The sequence below is a fragment of the Escherichia sp. E4742 genome (assembly GCF_005843885.1).
Lineage (GTDB): Bacteria > Pseudomonadota > Gammaproteobacteria > Enterobacterales > Enterobacteriaceae > Escherichia.
In genome coordinates this window covers 3910193-3930104 of record NZ_CP040443.1, presented here as the reverse complement: position 1 = coordinate 3930104, position 19912 = coordinate 3910193, and the positions used below count along the sequence as shown (strand labels likewise).

20 protein-coding genes are annotated in these 19912 nt (G+C 52.6%); 14 read left to right on the top strand and 6 right to left on the bottom strand.

Annotation, left to right across the window (positions count from 1 at the left end; all coding sequences use genetic code 11):
* The first annotated feature begins 30 nt into the window (after positions 1-30).
* The 8 genes from aqpZ (at position 31) to FEM44_RS18870 (ending at position 10339) form a co-directional block, all read left to right on the top strand.
* Complete coding sequence (gene aqpZ / locus FEM44_RS18905; RefSeq protein ID WP_130215654.1) at positions 31-726, top strand: aquaporin Z; 696 nt, start codon at positions 31-33, stop codon at positions 724-726.
* Between the two features lie 494 nt (positions 727-1220).
* Positions 1221-2120 carry an L-lysine exporter LysO gene (gene lysO / locus FEM44_RS18900; RefSeq protein ID WP_138159136.1) on the top strand — a complete coding sequence of 300 codons (900 nt, stop codon included), beginning with the start codon at positions 1221-1223 and terminating at the stop codon, positions 2118-2120.
* Positions 2121-2263: 143 nt separating this feature from the next.
* A complete protein-coding gene (gene hcp, locus FEM44_RS18895; RefSeq protein ID WP_135522931.1) occupies positions 2264-3916 on the top strand; it encodes a hydroxylamine reductase in 1653 nt (550 codons plus the stop codon).
* An 11-nt stretch (positions 3917-3927) separates the two neighbouring features.
* Positions 3928-4896 carry an NADH oxidoreductase gene (hcr, locus tag FEM44_RS18890; RefSeq protein WP_135522932.1) on the top strand — a complete coding sequence of 323 codons (969 nt, stop codon included), beginning with the start codon at positions 3928-3930 and terminating at the stop codon, positions 4894-4896.
* A 132-nt stretch (positions 4897-5028) separates the two neighbouring features.
* Positions 5029-6747, top strand: coding sequence for a ubiquinone-dependent pyruvate dehydrogenase (gene poxB / locus FEM44_RS18885; RefSeq protein ID WP_138159134.1), 1719 nt, complete (start codon positions 5029-5031; stop codon positions 6745-6747).
* A 36-nt stretch (positions 6748-6783) separates the two neighbouring features.
* Complete coding sequence (ltaE, locus tag FEM44_RS18880; protein WP_135522933.1) at positions 6784-7785, top strand: low-specificity L-threonine aldolase; 1002 nt, start codon at positions 6784-6786, stop codon at positions 7783-7785.
* A gap of 10 nt (positions 7786-7795) precedes the next feature.
* Positions 7796-9226 (top strand): SDR family oxidoreductase, encoded by a 1431-nt coding sequence (locus FEM44_RS18875; RefSeq protein WP_135522934.1) that lies wholly within the window; start codon positions 7796-7798, stop codon positions 9224-9226.
* A 99-nt stretch (positions 9227-9325) separates the two neighbouring features.
* On the top strand, positions 9326-10339 hold the full coding sequence (locus FEM44_RS18870) for an NAD-dependent epimerase/dehydratase family protein (protein WP_130260063.1): 1014 nt from the start codon (positions 9326-9328) through the stop codon (positions 10337-10339).
* Here FEM44_RS18870 and FEM44_RS18865 read toward each other — a convergent pair.
* A complete protein-coding gene (locus FEM44_RS18865) occupies positions 10336-11166 on the bottom strand; it encodes an N-acetylmuramoyl-L-alanine amidase (RefSeq protein WP_130258192.1) in 831 nt (276 codons plus the stop codon). The genes FEM44_RS18870 and FEM44_RS18865 overlap by 4 nt on opposite strands.
* Positions 11163-11486: a heavy metal-binding domain-containing protein gene (locus FEM44_RS18860; protein WP_001160732.1), complete on the bottom strand. Its 324-nt coding sequence runs from the start codon at positions 11484-11486 to the stop codon at positions 11163-11165. The genes FEM44_RS18865 and FEM44_RS18860 overlap by 4 nt, the downstream gene beginning before the upstream one ends.
* Before the next feature lie 125 nt (positions 11487-11611).
* On the opposite strand from FEM44_RS18860, the gene FEM44_RS18855 reads away from it, so the two are divergent.
* The 6 genes from FEM44_RS18855 (at position 11612) to artJ (ending at position 16239) form a co-directional block, all read left to right on the top strand.
* A complete protein-coding gene (locus FEM44_RS18855; RefSeq protein WP_130205231.1) occupies positions 11612-12127 on the top strand; it encodes a lipoprotein in 516 nt (171 codons plus the stop codon).
* A gap of 217 nt (positions 12128-12344) precedes the next feature.
* Complete coding sequence (gene artP, locus FEM44_RS18850; RefSeq protein WP_000027211.1) at positions 12345-13073, top strand: arginine ABC transporter ATP-binding protein ArtP; 729 nt, start codon at positions 12345-12347, stop codon at positions 13071-13073.
* 17 nt (positions 13074-13090) lie between these two features.
* Positions 13091-13822 carry an arginine ABC transporter substrate-binding protein ArtI gene (gene artI, locus FEM44_RS18845; protein ID WP_105273391.1) on the top strand — a complete coding sequence of 244 codons (732 nt, stop codon included), beginning with the start codon at positions 13091-13093 and terminating at the stop codon, positions 13820-13822.
* A 6-nt stretch (positions 13823-13828) separates the two neighbouring features.
* The gene (artQ, locus tag FEM44_RS18840) at positions 13829-14545 is read left to right on the top strand and encodes an arginine ABC transporter permease ArtQ (protein WP_001612717.1); all 717 of its coding nucleotides are present in this window, start codon (positions 13829-13831) and stop codon (positions 14543-14545) included.
* On the top strand, positions 14545-15213 hold the full coding sequence (gene artM / locus FEM44_RS18835; RefSeq protein ID WP_000464491.1) for an arginine ABC transporter permease ArtM: 669 nt from the start codon (positions 14545-14547) through the stop codon (positions 15211-15213). The genes artQ and artM overlap by 1 nt, the downstream gene beginning before the upstream one ends.
* Before the next feature lie 294 nt (positions 15214-15507).
* On the top strand, positions 15508-16239 hold the full coding sequence (gene artJ, locus FEM44_RS18830) for an arginine ABC transporter substrate-binding protein ArtJ (RefSeq protein WP_135522935.1): 732 nt from the start codon (positions 15508-15510) through the stop codon (positions 16237-16239).
* A gap of 162 nt (positions 16240-16401) precedes the next feature.
* On the opposite strand, the gene rlmC is transcribed toward artJ, so the two are convergent.
* Genes rlmC through potH form a run of 4 tightly spaced genes read right to left on the bottom strand, consistent with a single transcriptional unit; the run spans position 16402 to position 19904 of the window.
* Positions 16402-17529, bottom strand: coding sequence for a 23S rRNA (uracil(747)-C(5))-methyltransferase RlmC (gene rlmC / locus FEM44_RS18825; RefSeq protein WP_135522936.1), 1128 nt, complete (start codon positions 17527-17529; stop codon positions 16402-16404).
* Between the two features lie 40 nt (positions 17530-17569).
* Entirely contained in the window at positions 17570-18058 is a 489-nt protein-coding gene (locus tag FEM44_RS18820) for a YbjO family protein (RefSeq protein WP_130205221.1), read from the bottom strand.
* Between the two features lie 59 nt (positions 18059-18117).
* A complete protein-coding gene (gene potI, locus FEM44_RS18815) occupies positions 18118-18963 on the bottom strand; it encodes a putrescine ABC transporter permease PotI (RefSeq protein ID WP_001061658.1) in 846 nt (281 codons plus the stop codon).
* Entirely contained in the window at positions 18960-19904 is a 945-nt protein-coding gene (potH, locus tag FEM44_RS18810) for a putrescine ABC transporter permease PotH (RefSeq protein WP_130205217.1), read from the bottom strand. The genes potI and potH overlap by 4 nt, the downstream gene beginning before the upstream one ends.
* Positions 19905-19912: the final 8 nt, after the last annotated feature.

Here is a 19912-nt window from a genome sequence, read left to right as displayed (position 1 = left end):
TCACAGGGTCAATTTTTAATTGAGGTGGATATGTTCAGAAAATTAGCAGCTGAATGTTTTGGTACTTTCTGGCTTGTATTTGGTGGCTGCGGTAGCGCCGTGCTGGCGGCAGCGTTCCCGGAATTAGGCATTGGCTTTGCCGGTGTCGCGCTGGCGTTTGGTTTGACTGTACTGACGATGGCCTTCGCTGTCGGTCATATCTCCGGTGGCCACTTTAACCCGGCGGTCACTATTGGTTTATGGGCTGGTGGCCGTTTCCCGGCAAAAGAAGTCGTTGGTTACGTGGTAGCCCAGGTTGTCGGCGGTATTGTTGCGGCGGCACTGCTGTATTTAATCGCCAGCGGTAAAGCTGGGTTTGACGCAGCGGCCAGCGGCTTTGCTTCTAACGGTTATGGCGAGCATTCACCGGGCGGCTATTCCATGCTTTCTGCACTGGTGGTTGAACTGGTATTGAGTGCTGGTTTCTTGCTGGTGATCCACGGTGCAACTGACAAATACGCGCCGGCAGGCTTTGCGCCGATCGCGATTGGTCTGGCGTTAACCTTGATTCACTTAATCAGTATTCCGGTGACTAACACTTCCGTTAACCCGGCGCGCAGCACCGCGGTTGCCATCTTCCAGGGCGGCTGGGCGTTAGAACAACTGTGGTTCTTCTGGGTAGTGCCAATTGTCGGCGGTATTATCGGTGGTCTGATTTACCGGACCCTGCTGGAAAAACGCGATTAATTAGCGCAAAAGGCCTGACGCAATGTCAGGCCTTTTTTTAAGATGTTGTTATATGTTGATTCATCATCTTGTTGCGCTCCTTTCATGAGTTAAGCCACATTTTGCCACTGGCGCAAGGAGCACGCAGGGGGCGGCCAATCGCCGCCGCCCCCTGCACCCCCGGGCTCTGGCGAACAAAATCGCCGCTGCGCGGTACCCTCGGCTTATCCCTTGCGGCTAACGGGTCGGGCGCGAGGTAACATCCCTGTAAAACGCGCCCTCAGCCCACATCCATGTGGGCTGCCCCTGCCTTCAGGGAACGCCTCAGCGATTTTGACGCCACCAACACCGGTGCGGTTTGTAATTAAAGCGCAAGAATATCTTTAAATGAAAAGGAATACCCTACTGTTTCTGATGAATAACATTTCCTTTTAATTGCAACTTTACTCGTCCTTCCGCTTTCAGTAGTGTGTCATCGCGCATTTCGACTTCTTCTTTGCAAGGACTGGGTTTTCATGTTTTCTGGGCTGTTAATCATTCTGGTTCCCCTGATTGTGGGTTACCTCATTCCACTTCGCCAAAAAGCTGCGTTAAAACGCATTAATCAGCTATTAAGCTGGATGGTTTATCTCATTCTCTTTTTTATGGGTATCAGTCTGGCGTTTCTCGATAATCTCGCCAGTAACCTGTTGGCGATTCTGCATTATTCCGCTGTCAGTATTACCATTATTTTACTGTGCAATATTGTCGCCTTGCTGTGGCTGGAGCGCGGTCTACCGTGGCGTAATCACCATCAGCAAGAAAAACTCCCGTCGCGTATTGCGATGGCACTGGAATCGCTGAAACTGTGTGGCGTCGTGGTGATTGGTTTTGCTATTGGCCTTAGCGGATTAGGTTTCTTACAACACGCCACTGAAGCCAGCGAATACACGTTAATTCTGTTACTTTTCCTCGTCGGTATTCAGCTGCGTAACAATGGCATGACCTTAAAGCAGATTGTCCTTAATCGCCGGGGAATGATTGTCGCCGTGGTGGTGGTTGCCAGTTCTTTAATTGGCGGTTTAATTAACGCCTTTATTCTTGATCTCCCCATCAATACCGCGCTGGCAATGGCCTCCGGTTTCGGCTGGTATTCTCTTTCCGGTATTTTGTTGACCGAATCTTTTGGTCCGGTAATCGGGAGCGCGGCCTTCTTCAATGATTTAGCGCGTGAGTTAATCGCCATTATGTTGATCCCTGGCCTGATTCGCCGTAGCCGCTCTACTGCACTGGGCTTATGCGGTGCTACATCAATGGATTTCACCCTGCCCGTTCTTCAGCGTACAGGTGGGCTGGATATGGTCCCTGCAGCGATTGTTCACGGTTTTATTCTCAGCCTGTTAGTGCCGATCCTCATCGCCTTTTTTTCCGCATAATACCTCTCTGGCGGTAGATCCCTGCCGCCAAAATTGCGCTAAATCAATCTCCCTTAAAGTTGCATGAAAAATCCCTTTTATCCCCGCGTTAAGCGTCTTAACCTTAAACATGTATATTAAATATAACTTTAAAAGGTGTGATCATGTTTTGTGTGCAATGTGAACAAACTATCCGTACTCCGGCAGGAAACGGCTGCTCATACGCGCAGGGGATGTGTGGTAAAACGGCGGAAACCTCTGACCTTCAGGATTTACTCATCGCGGCGCTGCAGGGGCTTTCTGCGTGGGCGGTAAAAGCGCGTGAATACGGCATCATCAACCACGATGTAGACAGCTTCGCGCCTCGCGCATTTTTCTCAACCCTGACCAACGTTAACTTCGATTCTCCGCGTATTGTCGGCTACGCTCGTGAAGCGATTGCCCTGCGCGAGGCGCTGAAAGCACAATGCCTGGCTGTAGATGCCAACGCCCGCGTCGATAATCCGATGGCTGACCTGCAACTGGTGAGCGACGATCTCGGCGAACTGCAACGTCAGGCAGCAGAATTTACCCCTAACAAAGATAAAGCGGCGATTGGCGAAAACATTCTCGGCCTGCGTCTGCTCTGCCTGTATGGCCTGAAAGGTGCAGCGGCCTATATGGAACACGCGCACGTTCTCGGTCAATACGACAACGATATTTATGCCCAGTACCATAAAATCATGGCATGGCTGGGAACCTGGCCTTCCGATATGAACGCACTTCTTGAGTGTTCTATGGAAATCGGCCAGATGAACTTCAAAGTGATGAGCATTCTGGATGCAGGCGAAACCGGTAAATACGGTCACCCGACGCCAACTCAGGTCAACGTGAAAGCGACGGCGGGCAAATGCATCCTGATTTCCGGTCACGATCTCAAAGATCTCTACAACTTGCTGGAACAGACCGAAGGCACGGGCGTTAATGTCTACACCCACGGCGAAATGCTGCCTGCCCACGGCTACCCGGAGCTGCGTAAATTCAAGCATCTGGTCGGTAACTACGGTAGCGGCTGGCAGAATCAGCAAGTGGAGTTCGCTCGTTTCCCTGGCCCCATCGTGATGACCTCGAACTGCATCATCGACCCAACCGTAGGCGCTTATGACGATCGTATCTGGACCCGCAGCATTGTTGGCTGGCCGGGCGTGCGCCATCTGGATGGCGAAGATTTCTCTGCGGTCATCGCCCAGGCACAACAAATGGCGGGCTTCCCGTACAGCGAAATTCCGCACCTGATCACCGTAGGCTTTGGCCGCCAGACGCTGCTTGGCGCAGCCGATACGCTGATTGATCTGGTGAGCCGTGAAAAACTGCGTCATATCTTCCTGCTTGGTGGCTGTGACGGCGCACGCGGCGAGCGTCACTACTTCACCGATTTCGCCACCAGCGTGCCGGATGACTGCCTGATCCTGACTCTCGCCTGTGGTAAATATCGCTTTAACAAACTCGAGTTTGGCGATATCGAAGGTCTGCCGCGTCTGGTGGATGCCGGTCAGTGTAACGATGCTTACTCAGCGATTATTCTGGCTGTCACTCTGGCAGAAAAACTGGGCTGTGGGGTGAACGATCTGCCGTTGTCGCTGGTGCTCTCCTGGTTTGAACAGAAAGCAATTGTCATTCTGCTGACACTGCTTTCTCTGGGCGTGAAAAATATCGTCACCGGCCCGACTGCACCTGGTTTCCTGACACCAGACCTGCTGGCGGTGCTGAACGAGAAATTCGGCCTGCGTTCTATCACCACTGTTGAAGAAGACATGAAGCAACTGTTGAGCGCGTAAGGAGTTTGTCGATGACGATGCCAACGAATCAATGCCCGTGGCGGATGCAGGTTCATCACATTACGCAAGAAACGCCGGATGTGTGGACGATTTCCTTGCTTTGCCACGATTACTACCCATATCGCGCCGGGCAATATGCGCTGGTCAGCGTGCGAAACTCAGCGGAAACGCTGCGTGCTTACACCATTTCCTCCACGCCAGGCGTGAGTGAATACATCACCCTGACCGTGCGGCGGATTGATGACGGTGTCGGCTCCCAGTGGCTGACCCGCGATGTGAAACGCGGTGACTATCTCTGGCTTTCGGACGCGATGGGGGAATTTACCTGCGACGATAAAGCAGAAGATAAATTCCTGTTGCTGGCGGCAGGCTGCGGCGTAACACCGATTATGTCGATGCGTCGCTGGCTGGCGAAGAACCGTCCGCAGGCCGATGTTCAGGTGATCTACAACGTGCGTACGCCGCAGGATGTAATTTTCGCCGATGAGTGGCGTCATTATCCGGTAACACTGGTGGCGGAAAATAACGTTACCGAGGGGTTCGTTGCCGGACGCCTGACTCGTGAACTGCTGGCAAGCGTTCCTGATTTAGCCTCACGTACCGTGATGACTTGTGGTCCGGCACCGTATATGGATTGGGTGGAACAGGAAGTGAAGGCGCTCGGCGTGACGCGTTTCTTTAAAGAGAAATTCTTTACGCCAGTGGCGGAAGCGGCGACCAGCGGTCTGAAATTCACCAAACTGCAACCGGCGCAAGAATTTTACGCTCCGGTTGGCACCACGCTGCTGGAGGCGCTGGAAAGCAATAAAGTTCCGGTTGTCGCCGCCTGCCGTGCGGGTGTTTGCGGTTGCTGTAAGACGAAAGTGGTTTCTGGTGAATATACGGTAAGCAGCACAATGACGCTGACCGACGCCGAAATCGCCGAAGGTTACGTACTGGCCTGCTCCTGCCATCCGCAGGGGGATATGGTTCTCGCGTAATCACCTTATGCCCGATGATATTCCTGTCATCGGGCTGTTTAACCGTTAGTGCCTCCTTTTTCTCCCATCCCTTCCCCCTCCGTCAGATGAACTAAACTTGTTACCGTTATCACATTCAGGAGACGGAAAACCATGAAACAAACGGTTGCAGCTTATATCGCCAAAACACTCGAATCAGCAGGCGTGAAACGCATCTGGGGAGTCACGGGCGACTCTCTGAACGGTCTGAGTGACAGTCTTAATCGCATGGGTACAATCGAGTGGATGCCAACCCGCCATGAAGAAGTGGCTGCCTTTGCCGCTGGCGCTGAAGCACAACTTTCAGGAGAACTGGCGGTCTGTGCCGGATCGTGTGGCCCCGGCAACCTGCACTTAATCAACGGCCTGTTCGATTGCCACCGTAATCATGTTCCGGTACTGGCGATTGCCGCCCATATTCCTTCCAGCGAAATTGGCAGCGGCTATTTCCAGGAAACCCACCCGCAAGAGTTATTCCGCGAATGTAGTCACTATTGCGAGCTGGTTTCCAGCCCAGAGCAAATCCCACAAGTGCTGGCGATTGCCATGCGCAAAGCGGTACTTAACCGTGGCGTTTCCGTTGTCGTTTTACCGGGCGACGTGGCGTTAAAACCTGCGCCAGAAGGGGCAACCACGCACTGGTATCATGCGCCACAGCCGGTAGTCACACCGGAAGAAGAAGAGTTACGCAAACTGGCACAATTGCTGCGTTATTCCAGCAATATCGCCCTGATGTGTGGTAGCGGCTGCGCGGGGGCGCATAAAGAGTTAGTTGAGTTTGCCGGGAAAATTAAAGCGCCTATTATTCATGCCCTGCGCGGTAAAGAACATGTCGAATACGATAATCCGTATGATGTCGGAATGACGGGATTAATCGGCTTCTCGTCAGGTTTTCACACTATGATGAACGCCGACACCTTAGTACTGCTCGGCACTCAGTTCCCCTACCGCGCCTTCTACCCGACCGATGCCAAAATTATTCAGATTGATATCAACCCAGCCAGCATCGGTGCGCATAGCAAGGTAGATATGGCGCTGGTCGGCGATATCAAATCAACCCTGCGCGCATTGCTGCCACTGGTGGAAGAAAAAACCGATCGCAAGTTTCTGGATAAAGCGCTGGAAGATTACCGCGATGCCCGTAAAGGGCTGGACGATTTAGCTAAACCGAGCGAGAAAGCGATTCACCCGCAATATCTGGCGCAGCAAATTAGCCATTTTGCCGCCGATGACGCCATCTTTACCTGTGACGTTGGCACACCTACGGTGTGGGCTGCGCGTTATCTGAAAATGAACGGCAAGCGTCGTCTGTTAGGTTCGTTTAACCACGGTTCGATGGCTAACGCCATGCCGCAGGCGCTGGGCGCGCAGGCAAGCGAGCCAGAACGCCAGGTGGTCGCCATGTGCGGCGATGGCGGTTTTAGCATGTTGATGGGCGATTTCCTCTCGGTAGTGCAGATGAAGCTACCAGTGAAAATTATCGTCTTTAACAACAGCGTACTGGGCTTTGTGGCGATGGAGATGAAAGCTGGTGGCTATTTGACTGACGGCACCGAACTACACGACACCAACTTTGCCCGCATTGCCGAAGCGTGCGGCATTACGGGTATTCGCGTGGAAAAAGCCGCTGAAGTCGATGAAGCCCTGCAACGCGCTTTCTCCATCGACGGTCCGGTGCTGGTGGATGTGGTGGTTGCCAAAGAAGAATTAGCCATTCCGCCGCAGATCAAACTCGAACAGGCAAAAGGTTTTAGTCTGTATATGCTGCGCGCAATCATCAGTGGACGCGGCGATGAAGTAATCGAACTGGCGAAAACAAACTGGCTAAGGTAAAAAGGGGGGCATTTCCCGTCATAATAAGGACATGCCATGATTGATTTACGCAGTGATACCGTTACCCGACCGAGCCGCGCCATGCTCGAAGCGATGATGGCCGCCCCGGTTGGGGACGACGTTTACGGAGACGACCCTACCGTTAATGCTCTGCAGGACTATGCGGCAGAGCTTTCCGGTAAAGAAGCCGCCATTTTTCTGCCTACCGGCACTCAGGCCAACCTGGTCGCTCTGCTCAGTCACTGCGAACGTGGCGAAGAGTATATTGTCGGTCAGGCCGCACATAACTATCTGTTTGAAGCCGGTGGCGCAGCAGTGCTGGGCAGTATTCAACCGCAACCCATCGATGCTGACGCCAACGGCACGTTACCGCTGGATAAAGTGGCGATGAAAATCAAACCCGACGATATTCACTTCGCCCGCACCAAATTGCTCAGTCTCGAAAACACCCACAACGGCAAAGTGCTGCCGCATGAATACCTGAAAGAAGCTTGGGAATTTACCCGCGAGCGCAATCTGGCGCTGCATGTTGACGGTGCGCGCATCTTTAATGCCGTGGTGGCTTACGGCTGCGAATTGAAAGAGATCACGCAATATTGTGATTCGTTCACCATTTGTCTGTCGAAAGGTCTTGGTACGCCAGTCGGTTCGTTACTGGTCGGTAACCGTGACTACATTAAACGTGCCATCCGCTGGCGGAAAATGACAGGTGGCGGGATGCGCCAGTCCGGCATTCTGGCAGCCGCCGGGATGTATGCGCTGAAAAATAACGTCGCACGCTTGCAGGAAGACCACGACAACGCCGCCTGGATGGCGGAGCAGCTGCGTGAAGCAGGCGCGGATGTGATGCGCCAGGACACCAATATGCTGTTTGTCCGCATCGGGGAAGAAAATGCTGCCGCGTTAGGCGAATACATGAAAGCGAGAAACGTACTGATTAACGCCTCGCCGATTGTCCGCCTGGTGACGCATCTCGACGTCTCCCGCGAGCAACTGGCTGAAGTCGCTGCCCACTGGCGCGCATTCCTGGCGCGTTAAGGAGAGAGACGTGCCGCAACGCATTTTAGTTCTCGGTGCCAGTGGCTACATTGGTCAGCATCTGGTGCGCATACTCAGCCAGCAAGGGCATCAGATCCTGGCGGCGGCACGTCATGTCGACAGGCTTGCAAAGCTGCAACTGGCAAACGTCAGTTGCCATAAAGTCGATCTCAGCTGGCCGGATAATCTTCCGGCCCTGTTGCAGGATATCGATACAGTCTATTTTCTGGTGCATAGCATGGGCGAAGGCGGCGATTTTATCGCTCAGGAGCGCCAGGTGGCTCTCAACGTCCGCGATGCGCTACGCGAAGTGCCAGTTAAGCAAGTCATCTTTCTCAGTTCGTTGCAGGCTCCGCCACATGAGCAGTCGGACCATCTGCGTGCTCGTCAGGCCACGGCGGACATTCTTCGTGAAGCGAATGTACCAGTGACCGAACTGCGGGCCGGAATTATCGTTGGTGCAGGTTCTGCGGCGTTTGAAGTGATGCGCGATATGGTTTACAACCTGCCAGTGTTAACACCGCCACGCTGGGTCCGTTCACGCACCACGCCTATTGCGCTGGAAAACCTGCTGCACTATCTGGTGGCACTGTTAGATCATCCGGCCTGCGAACATCGGGTCTTCGAAGCCGCCGGGCCAGAGGTGCTCAGTTACCAACAACAATTTGAACATTTTATGACCGTGAGCGGTAAGCGCCGCTGGTTGATCCCCATCCCCTTTCCGACCCGCTGGATTTCGGTGTGGTTTCTCAATGTGATTACTTCCGTACCACCCACCACCGCCAAAGCGTTGATTCAGGGGCTGAAACACGATCTGCTGGCTGATGACACCGCGTTACGTGCACTCATTCCACAACCGCTGATCGCTTTCGATGATGCGGTACGTAGCACATTGAAAGAGGAAGAAAAACTGGTCAACTCCAGCGACTGGGGATACGACGCACAGGCTTTTGCTCGCTGGCGACCAGAATACGGTTACTTCGCTAAACAAGCCGGTTTTACGGTTAAAACGTCCGCCAGCCTTCAGGCGCTATGGCGGGTTGTCAATCAAATCGGCGGTAAAGAACGTTATTTCTTTGGCAATATTTTGTGGCAGACCCGCGCGCTGATGGACCGCGCGATCGGTCATAAACTGGCGAAAGGTCGCCCTGAGCGGGAATATTTGCAGACGGGCGATGCGGTAGATAGCTGGAAAGTGATTGTCGTTGAAGCGGAAAAACAACTTACGTTGTTATTTGGTATGAAAGCACCGGGACTGGGGCGGCTTTGTTTTACGCTGGAGGATAAAGGCAACTACCGCACCATAGACGTTCGCGCTTTCTGGCATCCGCACGGCATGCCAGGCCTGTTTTACTGGCTTTTCATGATCCCTGCACATCTGTTTATTTTTCGCGGCATGGCAAAACGAATCGCCAGACTTGCAGAACAAATCACAGATTAATCGAAAAAAACCTGCGTGATTCTTTCATGTTTCCCATTGCATCAAGGGGGAAATCACGAAAGAATGCGCACGTCGTCTTATCAACAACAGTGGAATGATATGAAGGTACTGGTTACCGGCGCTACCAGCGGCTTAGGTCGAAACGCGGTTGAATTTTTATGCCAGAAAGGCATCAGCGTGAGAGCGACCGGTCGCAACGAAGCGATGGGCAAATTGCTGGAAAAAATGGGCGCAGAGTTTGTCCGGGCGGATCTGACCGAACTAGTCTCATCGCAGGCTAAAGTGATGCTCGCAGGCATTGATACGCTGTGGCACTGCTCCAGCTTTACTTCGCCGTGGGGAACGCAGCAGGCTTTCGACCTGGCCAATGTTCGCGCTACGCGTCGCCTGGGCGAATGGGCTGTTGCCTGGGGAGTGCGTAACTTTATTCATATCTCTTCCCCCTCCCTGTACTTCGATTATCACCATCATCGCGATATTAAAGAAGATTTTCGCCCTCACCGCTTCGCTAACGAGTTTGCCCGCAGCAAAGCTGCCAGCGAAGAAGTGATTAATATGCTTTCGCAGGCGAATCCACAAACGCGTTTTACTATTCTGCGCCCACAAAGTCTGTTCGGACCGCACGATAAAGTGTTCATCCCCCGCCTGGCGCATATGATGCACCACTACGGCAGCATTCTGTTACCGCACGGCGGCAGTGCGCTGGTCGATATGACCTACTACGAAAATGCCGTGCATGCCATGTGGCTGGCGAGCCAGGAAAACTGCGACAAACTGCCTTCCGGCAGGGCATACAACATTACCAATGGTGAGCATCGTACACTGCGCAGCATCGTGCAGAAGCTCATCGACGAACTGAATATTGATTGCCGTATTCGTTCAATTCCCTACCCGATGCTGGATATGATCGCCCGCAGCATGGAGCGTTTAGGCCGCAAGTCAGCGAAAGAGCCGCCGCTAACCCACTACGGCGTCTCCAAGTTGAATTTTGACTTTACGCTGGATATTACGCGTGCACAGGAAGAGTTAGGTTATCAGCCTGTCATCACGCTGGATGAAGGGATCGAGAAAACTGCCGCCTGGTTACGCGACCACGGAAAACTGCCGCGCTAATCCTGACCGTATTTCTCCAGCAACGCTTGTGCAATTGCCAGAGTTTCAGCATCCGCTTCGCCGTTATATAACGTCGGGCGGAAGTGCATCTGGAAAGCCATAATCACTCGTTGCTGTTCGCCAGGAGTCATTTCTGGTTTCACGTCATAGCCGTAACGGGCCAACAGTTCCAGCAATGAGGCGGTATCTACCGGTGTGTGCGGCGCGCGCCCGGCAAGATAAAAGTTCACCCGCTGCGCATCAGGCCAGGCACCAATCCCCTCTTGTGCCAGTTGCTGCCACGGAAATAATGGCCCTGGATCATCTTTGCGCTGCGGCGCAATATCTGCATGAGCCACTACGTTTTCCGGTTTGATGTGATAGCGGGCGATAATATCCTTCGCCAGTGGAATGAGCGCCTGAATTTGTGTCGGTTCAAATGGCGCAAAATATTTCACCCCCGCTGATGTTTTCCAGCCGCGATTTTCCAGCTCAATGCCAATAGAGGTGTCGTTAAGGCGCGTTGCCCCGCGCCAGGCGCTAATCCCCGCATGCCAGGCCAGTTCCTGTTCCGGTACCAGTTGCCAGATACGCGGCTTGCCGTTGTAAAGTGGTGGCTCGGCAGGAACCAGATAATGCGAACTTACGTGCTTATCGGTCAGTGTCGCCAGTGACGTATCAAAGTCCTCTGCCGTGTAGTGGATCACCAGCACTTTAATGCGCGGATACGCCGCCTGCGCCTGGCGTCGGGTATCAAGCTGGTATCCCCCTTTCTCGACAATGCCTTTTTCGCCTGCACACCCAGCCAGGAACAAAGCGGCGGCAACCAGCCAGAAGACTCTGCTCATCGACGCGTTTTCACCGCCGTTCCGCTGACGCTAACCATCAGCATACTGCCGTTTTGCCCGACCGTTTCGTAGTCGATATCAATGCCGACCACGGCGTCAGCCCCCAGCGCTCGCGCCTGCTCGCCAAGCTCCTCAAAGGCTATCTCCCGCGCTTTACGCAGTTCTTTTTCATACGCACCGGAACGTCCGCCAACAATATCGCGGATCCCCGCAAAGAAATCGCGAAAAATGTTAGCACCTAAAATCGCTTCGCCGGTCACCACGCCGCAATATTCAACGATGGTCTGGCCTTCAAGTGTTGGGGTTGTGGAAAATTGCATGATCGATCTCCTTGTTTGCTAAGCCTTCGATCTTCAAAGCATTATCGGACTGATACGCTATTATTGAAAGGATATCATTATTATCGTAGAACGCTTTCAAGGTGTTCGCTTATAAGGAAATCATTATGCGCTACAGCAAATTGACTATGCTTATCCCTTGCGCACTGTTACTCAGTGCTTGCACCACCGTCACGCCTGCCTATAAAGATAATGGCCCCCGTACGGGATCTTGCGTTCAGGGCGGACCTGACAGCGTGGCCCAGCAGTTTTATGACTACCGCATTTCGCACCGCAGTAACGACATTACCGCTCTGCGTCCATATTTAAGTGACAAACTGGCAACGTTGCTGAGTAATGCCAGCCGCGATAACAGCCATCGTGAATTATTAAGCAGCGATCCGTTCTCCAGTCGCACCACTTTGCCTGACAGCGCACAAGTTGCCAGCGCCTCGACCATCCCAAATCGCGATGCGCGCAATATTCCGCTGCGGGTGAATCTGAAACAAGGCGACCAGAGCTGGCAGGATGAAGTGTTGATGATTCAGGAAGGACAGTGTTGGGTGATCGACGATGTGCGCTATTTAGGTGGCAGCGTACACGCACCTGCCGGCACTCTGCGCCAGTCCGTTGAGAACCGCTAAAACCTTGATTAAACGATAACCCCCATGAATTGTCTGGCATTCTGTGAAGAATGCCGACATTTATGCTCGCCGCCCTTCGTCGCCGTTATTTTGTGCTATGTTTATTGAATAATGCGCTTTGCTTTTAACTTTTAAAGCAGAAATATTGCATAATTATTCTGTCAAAGGTACTATCTTCGACTTCAATAGCTATCCGACTGCCAGTATACGAGTGTCAATGAGTATTCAATTAAACGGCATTAATTGCTTCTACGGCGCGCATCAGGCGCTGTTCGATATCACGCTGGATTGCCCGCAAGGCGAAACGCTGGTGTTACTTGGCCCCAGCGGCGCGGGGAAAAGCTCGCTGCTGCGTGTACTCAATCTGCTAGAGATGCCGCGCTCCGGTACGCTCAACATCGCAGGCAACCATTTCGATTTCACTAAAACGCCATCTGACAAAGCGATCCGCGAGCTGCGTCGTAACGTCGGGATGGTGTTTCAGCAATACAATCTATGGCCGCATCTGACGGTACAGCAAAACCTGATTGAAGCGCCCTGCCGCGTGCTGGGGTTGAGTAAAGATCAGGCGCTGGCCCGTGCAGAAAAACTGCTGGAACGTCTGCGTCTCAAACCTTATAGCGATCGTTACCCGCTGCACCTTTCTGGTGGTCAGCAGCAACGTGTCGCTATCGCCCGCGCGCTGATGATGGAACCGCAGGTACTGCTGTTTGATGAACCGACCGCCGCGCTGGATCCGGAAATTACTGCACAAATCGTCAGCATTATTCGTGAGCTGGCAGAAACGAATATTACCCAGGTGATCGTCACCCACGAAGTTGAAGTGGCGCGTAAAACCGCCAGCCGTGTGGTGTATATGGAAAACGGTCACATCGTAGAACAAGGCGACGCGAGCTGCTTTACCGAGCCGCAAACCGAAGCATTTAAAAACTATCTCTCTCACTAAGATTCGGGATAACAACAATGAAAAAAGTTCTGATTGCCGCGCTAATTGCAGGTTTTAGTCTTTCCGCCACAGCTGCCGAAACCATTCGTTTTGCTACCGAAGCCTCTTATCCTCCGTTTGAATCGATGGATGCGAATAACCAGATCGTCGGTTTTGACGTCGACCTGGCGCAGGCGCTGTGTAAAGAAATTGATGCGACCTGCACTTTCTCTAACCAGGCGTTTGACAGCCTGATCCCAAGCCTGAAATTCCGTCGCGTAGAAGCGGTGATGGCCGGGATGGATATCACCCCGGAGCGTGAAAAGCAGGTGCTGTTTACCACCCCGTACTATGACAACTCCGCACTGTTTGTGGGTCAGCAGGGTAAATACACCAGCGTTGATCAACTGAAAGGCAAAAAAGTCGGCGTTCAGAACGGGACGACGCACCAGAAGTTCATTATGGATAAGCATCCGGAAATCACCACAGTTCCGTATGACAGCTACCAGAACGCAAAACTGGATCTGCAAAACGGTCGTATCGACAGCGTATTCGGTGACACCGCTGTGGTCACCGAATGGCTGAAAGATAACCCGAAACTGGCGGCAGTGGGCGACAAAGTGACCGACAAAGATTACTTCGGTACTGGCCTCGGCATTGCGGTACGTCAGGGCAACACTGAACTGCAGCAGAAATTCAACACTGCGCTGGAAAAAGTGAAGAAAGATGGCACTTACGAAACCATCTACAACAAATGGTTCCAGAAGTAATTCCTGATGAATGAATTTTTTCCTTTAGCAAGCGCCGCCGGGATGACTGTCGGCCTTGCCGTTTGTGCATTGATTGTCGGACTGGCGCTGGCGATGTTCTTTGCGGTATGGGAGTCAGCAAAATGGCGTCCTGTCGCGTGGGCGGGCTCGGCGCTGGTGACGATTCTGCGCGGCCTGCCAGAAATTCTGGTGGTGCTGTTTATCTATTTTGGCTCCTCGCAGTTACTGCTGACGCTTGCGGATGGCTTCACCATCAATCTTGGGTTCGTGCAGATCCCGGTGCAGATGGACATTGAGAACTTCGACGTTAGCCCGTTCCTTTGTGGTGTTATCGCTCTGTCGCTGCTGTATGCCGCCTATGCTTCGCAAACTCTGCGTGGCGCACTGAAAGCAGTGCCGGTGGGTCAGTGGGAATCGGGTCAGGCGCTGGGGCTGTCGAAATCGGCTATCTTTTTCCGTCTGGTGATGCCGCAGATGTGGCGTCATGCGCTGCCCGGTCTCGGCAACCAGTGGCTGGTACTGCTGAAAGATACCGCGCTGGTCAGTTTGATTAGTGTGAATGATTTAATGCTGCAAACCAAAAGCATCGCCACCCGTACCCAGGAACCGTTTACCTGGTACATTGTGGCGGCGGCGATTTACCTGGTGATTACTCTGTTGAGTCAGTACATTCTCAAACGCATTGACCTGCGCGCGACACGTTTTGAGCGGAGGCCCAGCTAATGTTTGAGTATTTACCCGAACTGATGAAAGGGCTGCACACCAGCCTGACGCTGACGGTTGCCTCGCTGATTGTGGCGCTGATTCTGGCGTTGATTTTTACCATCATCCTGACGCTAAAAACGCCGGTGCTGGTGTGGCTGGTGCGTGGTTATATCACGCTGTTTACCGGTACGCCGCTGCTGGTGCAGATCTTCCTGATTTATTACGGGCCGGGCCAGTTCCCGACGTTGCAGGAGTATCCGGCGCTGTGGCATTTGCTGTCAGAACCGTGGTTATGCGCGCTGATTGCGTTGTCGCTGAACAGTGCGGCTTATACCACGCAGCTGTTTTACGGTGCAATTCGTGCGATCCCGGAAGGTCAATGGCAATCCTGTAGCGCCCTGGGGATGAGCAAAAAAGACACGCTGGCGATCCTGCTGCCGTATGCCTTTAAACGCTCGCTCTCTTCTTATTCCAACGAAGTGGTGCTGGTGTTCAAAAGTACCTCTCTGGCATACACCATTACGTTGATGGAAGTGATGGGTTACAGCCAGTTGCTGTACGGACGCACCTACGATGTGATGGTATTTGGCGCGGCGGGGATTATTTACCTCGTCGTTAACGGCCTGCTGACGTTGATGATGCGTTTGATCGAGCGTAAAGCGCTGGCGTTTGAGCGACGGAATTAATATGGCTTCGTGCTGATGCCGGATGCGGCGTAAATGCCTTATCCGGCCTACATTAGCTGGATGATTTGTAGGTCTGATAAGACGCGCCAGCGTCGCATCAGACACCAGCACAGAACACACATAGTGCATAAATTCTTATAATGAAGACGGGCAACCCACTAAGTTATCCGTCTTTTTTTATTCTATTTAAATTATTTAATCATATTTATTGCATATAAATTCACTTAATGGCATTGTTATCCCATGCCGCAGACACGGCCAAAAATCATAAGATTGACAGACGGGAGTTCCATCATGAAAAAGTTAGTTCTTGCCGCTTTACTTGCTTCCTTTACTTTCGGTGCTTCTGCCGCAGAGAAGATCAACTTCGGCGTCTCTGCCACTTATCCGCCATTCGAATCGATGGATGCAAACAACCAGATCGTCGGCTTTGATATCGATCTGGCAAAGGCGTTATGCAAACAAATGCAGGCAGAATGTACTTTTACTAATCACGCTTTCGACAGCCTGATCCCGTCACTGAAATTCAGAAAATATGACGCCGTTATCTCCGGTATGGATATCACGCCGGAGCGTAGCAAGCAGGTATCGTTTACCACGCCCTACTATGAAAACTCAGCCGTCGTGATTGCCAAAAAAGATACCTATAAGACTTTTGCCGACCTGAAAGGTAAACGCATTGGGATGGAAAACGGCACCACCCACCAGAAATATATTCAGGATCAGCATCCGGAAGTGAAAACTGTCTCCTATGACAGTTATCAGAATGCCTTTATCGACCTGAAAAATGGCCGTATTGATGGGGTATTTGGTGACACAGCGGTGGTAAACGAATGGCTGAAAACCAATCCGCAACTGGGCGTTGCGACTGAGAAAGTGACCGATCCGCAGTACTTCGGCACCGGCCTGGGTATCGCTGTTCGTCCGGATAACAAAGCTCTGCTGGAAAAACTGAATAACGCGCTGGCAGCAATTAAAGCTGACGGTACATATCAGAAAATCAATGACCAGTGGTTCCAACAATAAGCCGCAGCGTCAGATTACTGACTGCGTGCTCGTTGTTCATGCCGGATGCGGCGTAAACGCCTTATCCGGCCTACAAATACGTTAAAACTCAATATATTGCAACTTCATGTAGGCCTGATAAGCGTAGCGCATCAGGCAATGTGAACCGCCGTTGAGGCTTTTTTATTGCTTCACCAGCAGCGTCAGCACTTCATAATGCGCGGTGTGGGGGAACATATCGAAAAGCTGTACCCGCTCAATGCGATATCCTGGCAGTTCGCGGATATCTTTCGCCATCGTTTGAGCGTTACAGCTGGAGTAGATAATAAAACGTGGTGCCATCGTTGCGAGATAATCACACAGCGGTTTACCAATGCCGCGACGCGGTGGATTAACCAGTACCAGCTCCGGCACTTCGCCCTGAGCGGTGGCAAACTGAGTGGAATCCAGCGCCTGAAATTGCAGACGCGTTAAGCCCAGTTCAGCGGCTGATTGCTTCGCACAGGCAATGGCTTCTGGCGCAATTTCGATCCCGGTTAACTGCATGTCAGGCGTCGCGCAGTGTAAACCAAAGCCCCCCACGCCACAGAACAGATCCCACATATGTTTAACCGGCAGCTGCCGTACCCAGTCGCGCGCGGTAGCGTACAGCTGGCTGGCGACCGCCGGATTAGTCTGGAAGAAACTTTGCGGGCGGATCCACAGCGGCACATCGTTAAAACGCTCTGCCAGCGACTGTTGTTCCGTCAGGTAGATCTCCGTCTCCCCTTCCATAATCGCCATATGTACCGGCTGAATGTTGACGGTAATGACTTTCAGCTGCGGCAATTGTGCCTGTAACCACGGCAATGCCTTACGCAGTTGTGCCAGTTTGGTTTCGGAACGCAACACAAAGCGCAGCATCATGCCGCCATCGCTCTGACTTTCGGTCAGCAGAATGTATTTCAGTTCGCCACGCTTACGCGCCACGTTGTAGGGCGTTAGCCCCGCACGGGCGATAAACGGTTTTAGCGCCGCAAAAACGGGCGCAAATGAGGCAGGATAAAGCGGGCAATCGCAAAGATCTTCCGGCGTGCCGTCGCGATGCAGCATTCCGAGCAGTGGTTTTTCAACGCTGCCACTCACCACCATTTTGGCTTTATTACGAAACCCTTGTTCCGGGCCAGACATCGGCGCGCACCATTCCTCAACCGGAAAATCGGCCAGCAGATTTTTAAGATCGGCGGTTTTAGCGGAGAGTTGCTGTGGAATCGGCTGCGTTATCCACTGACAGGAACGACAGCGACCCGCGTCGTAAAGTGCGCACTGCATACATTGACCTTCACATCATCAGGGGCGACGATTATACACATTATTGCAACTGGAAGAACCGCCGACTGGTCGAGGGAACGAACAGCAGCATCAGGATGAGCATATCCGGCAGCTTCTGCAGCATCAGGCTATGGAAGATTTCACGTTTTGATTCACCGGGAATGCTGAACAACTCCGGATAACCATAACCCAGCGAAGCAGCCCACAAGTAACTGGCAGCCGTGATTTGTGTCAGCAGATACAGCCAGCGCGCCCAGCGACGCCCTTTCACCAGCGAAAACGCACACCAGATCTCAATAAAAACCAGCGCCAGACTGCTTAAAAAGACCAGCGTTAAACTCCAGGTTTGTACGCTGCGATGAATGAACTCGCCAATACCGCGCACGCCTAATGTATTGAAAATCATCAACACGTCGAGGCCACGGATCATAATAATGGCGAGCGCCGCCACCTGCACCAGCGCAGGCACATTCAGGCGAGCATGTGATGAAGATGTTTTCTTAAAAAATCCCAACGGTTCGTCTTCCATGAAAACAATGCCGCGACATGCGCGGCATTATGTAGCCAGGTTGGCAAATTTTAGTGTCTTCAGCCACGTCTTGCACGCTGGATATCGCGTATCCGCTGCTTTTCTGCACGCGCCATCAGATACCAGGCGATAAATCCGACAATTCCGACCGCACCGAGAATTAACGTTGCAAGGGCGTTAATTTCTGGATTCACCCCCATCCGCACGCTGGAGAAGACCAGCATCGGTAATGTGGTGGCTCCCGGCCCGGAAACAAAGCTGGCAATCACCAGATCATCAAGCGACAAAGTAAAAGCCAGTAACCAGCCAGAAATGATCGCGGGCATGATCATCGGTAGCGTAATGACGAAAAACACTTTCAGCGGCGTCGCACCGAGATCCATCGCCGCTTCTTCTATCGAGCGATCAAGTTCCCGCAGGCGCGACGAAATAACGACTGCCACATAAGCCGTACAGAAAGTGACATGCGCAAGCCAGATGGTGAGCATACCGCGGTCCGCAGGCCAGCCAATGGCATGAGCAAGCGCGACGAATAACAACAACAGCGACAAGCCCGTGATCACATCAGGCATTACCAGCGGCGCGGTGATCATAAAGGCAAAACCATTTGATCCGCGAAACCTGCCAAAGCGCACCAGCACCACCGCCGCAATTGTCCCGAGGATCGCCGCCGCCGTCGCCGCACAGGCCGCAATTGTCAGGCTTAAACCAACCGCACTCATCATTGCGTCATCGCGCAATAACTCACCGTACCAACGCGTTGACCAGCCCGCCCACACCGTCACCAGCTTCGAGCTGTTAAATGAATAGATAACCAGCATCAGCATTGGCGCATAAAGAAAGGTGAAGCCCAGCAGCAAAATCACAATCCGCCAGGGCGAACGAACGACCGGTAAATTATTCATCCGTGTTCTCCCACACTTTTTTGCTGATACTTGTGGAACCACATAATAGGCACGATTAGCAACAACAGCATGATAATCGCCACTGCAGAGGCTACTGGCCAGTCACGGTTATTGAAGAACTCCTGCCACAGCACGCGCCCGATCATGATGCTATCCGGACCGCCGAGCAGTTCCGGGATCACAAACTCGCCCACAGCCGGGATAAACACCAGCATCGACCCGGCAATAATCCCACCTTTAGTCAGCGGCACGATCACAGTAAAGAACGTTTTCAGCGGTCGTGCACCGAGATCCAGTGCCGCTTCCACCAGCGAATAATCAATACGCATCAACGCGGTGTAGATCGGCAGCACCATAAACGGCACATAGGCGTAAACAATGCCAATATAGACCGCCAGGTTGGTATGCAGAATGGTCAGCGGTTGATCGATAACGCCCAGCCACAGCAGGAAGTTATTCAGTACGCCATTGTTTTTTAATATTCCCATCCAGGCATAAACGCGGATCAGAAACGAGGTCCACGACGGCAGGATCACCAGCAGCAATAAGATATTGCGGGTTGAGGGTTTACTGTGCGCCACCGCCCACGCCAGCGGGTAGCCAAGCAATAAGCAGCAGATGGTCGAAATCGCCGCCACCTGTAACGACTGGAGATAAGCATCGAAATAGAGCGGATCGTCGGTCAATTGCAGGAAATTACCAAGATTGAGGGTGATTGACAGTTGCCCGTCGGCCCACTCCATCAGTTCGGTATAAGGCGGAATGGCTCGCGCCATCTCTGCAAGGCTTATTTTAAAGACAATCAGAAATGGCAGCAGGAATAGCAAAATTAACCAGATATACGGCAGCGCAATCACCAGTTTGCGCCCGTGCTTCATCTGCCACTGCGTAAGCCACTGTTTTAACCCGCCCGGCTGGACAGGAGGTTCAAGTGTACTCATCTTTGCTC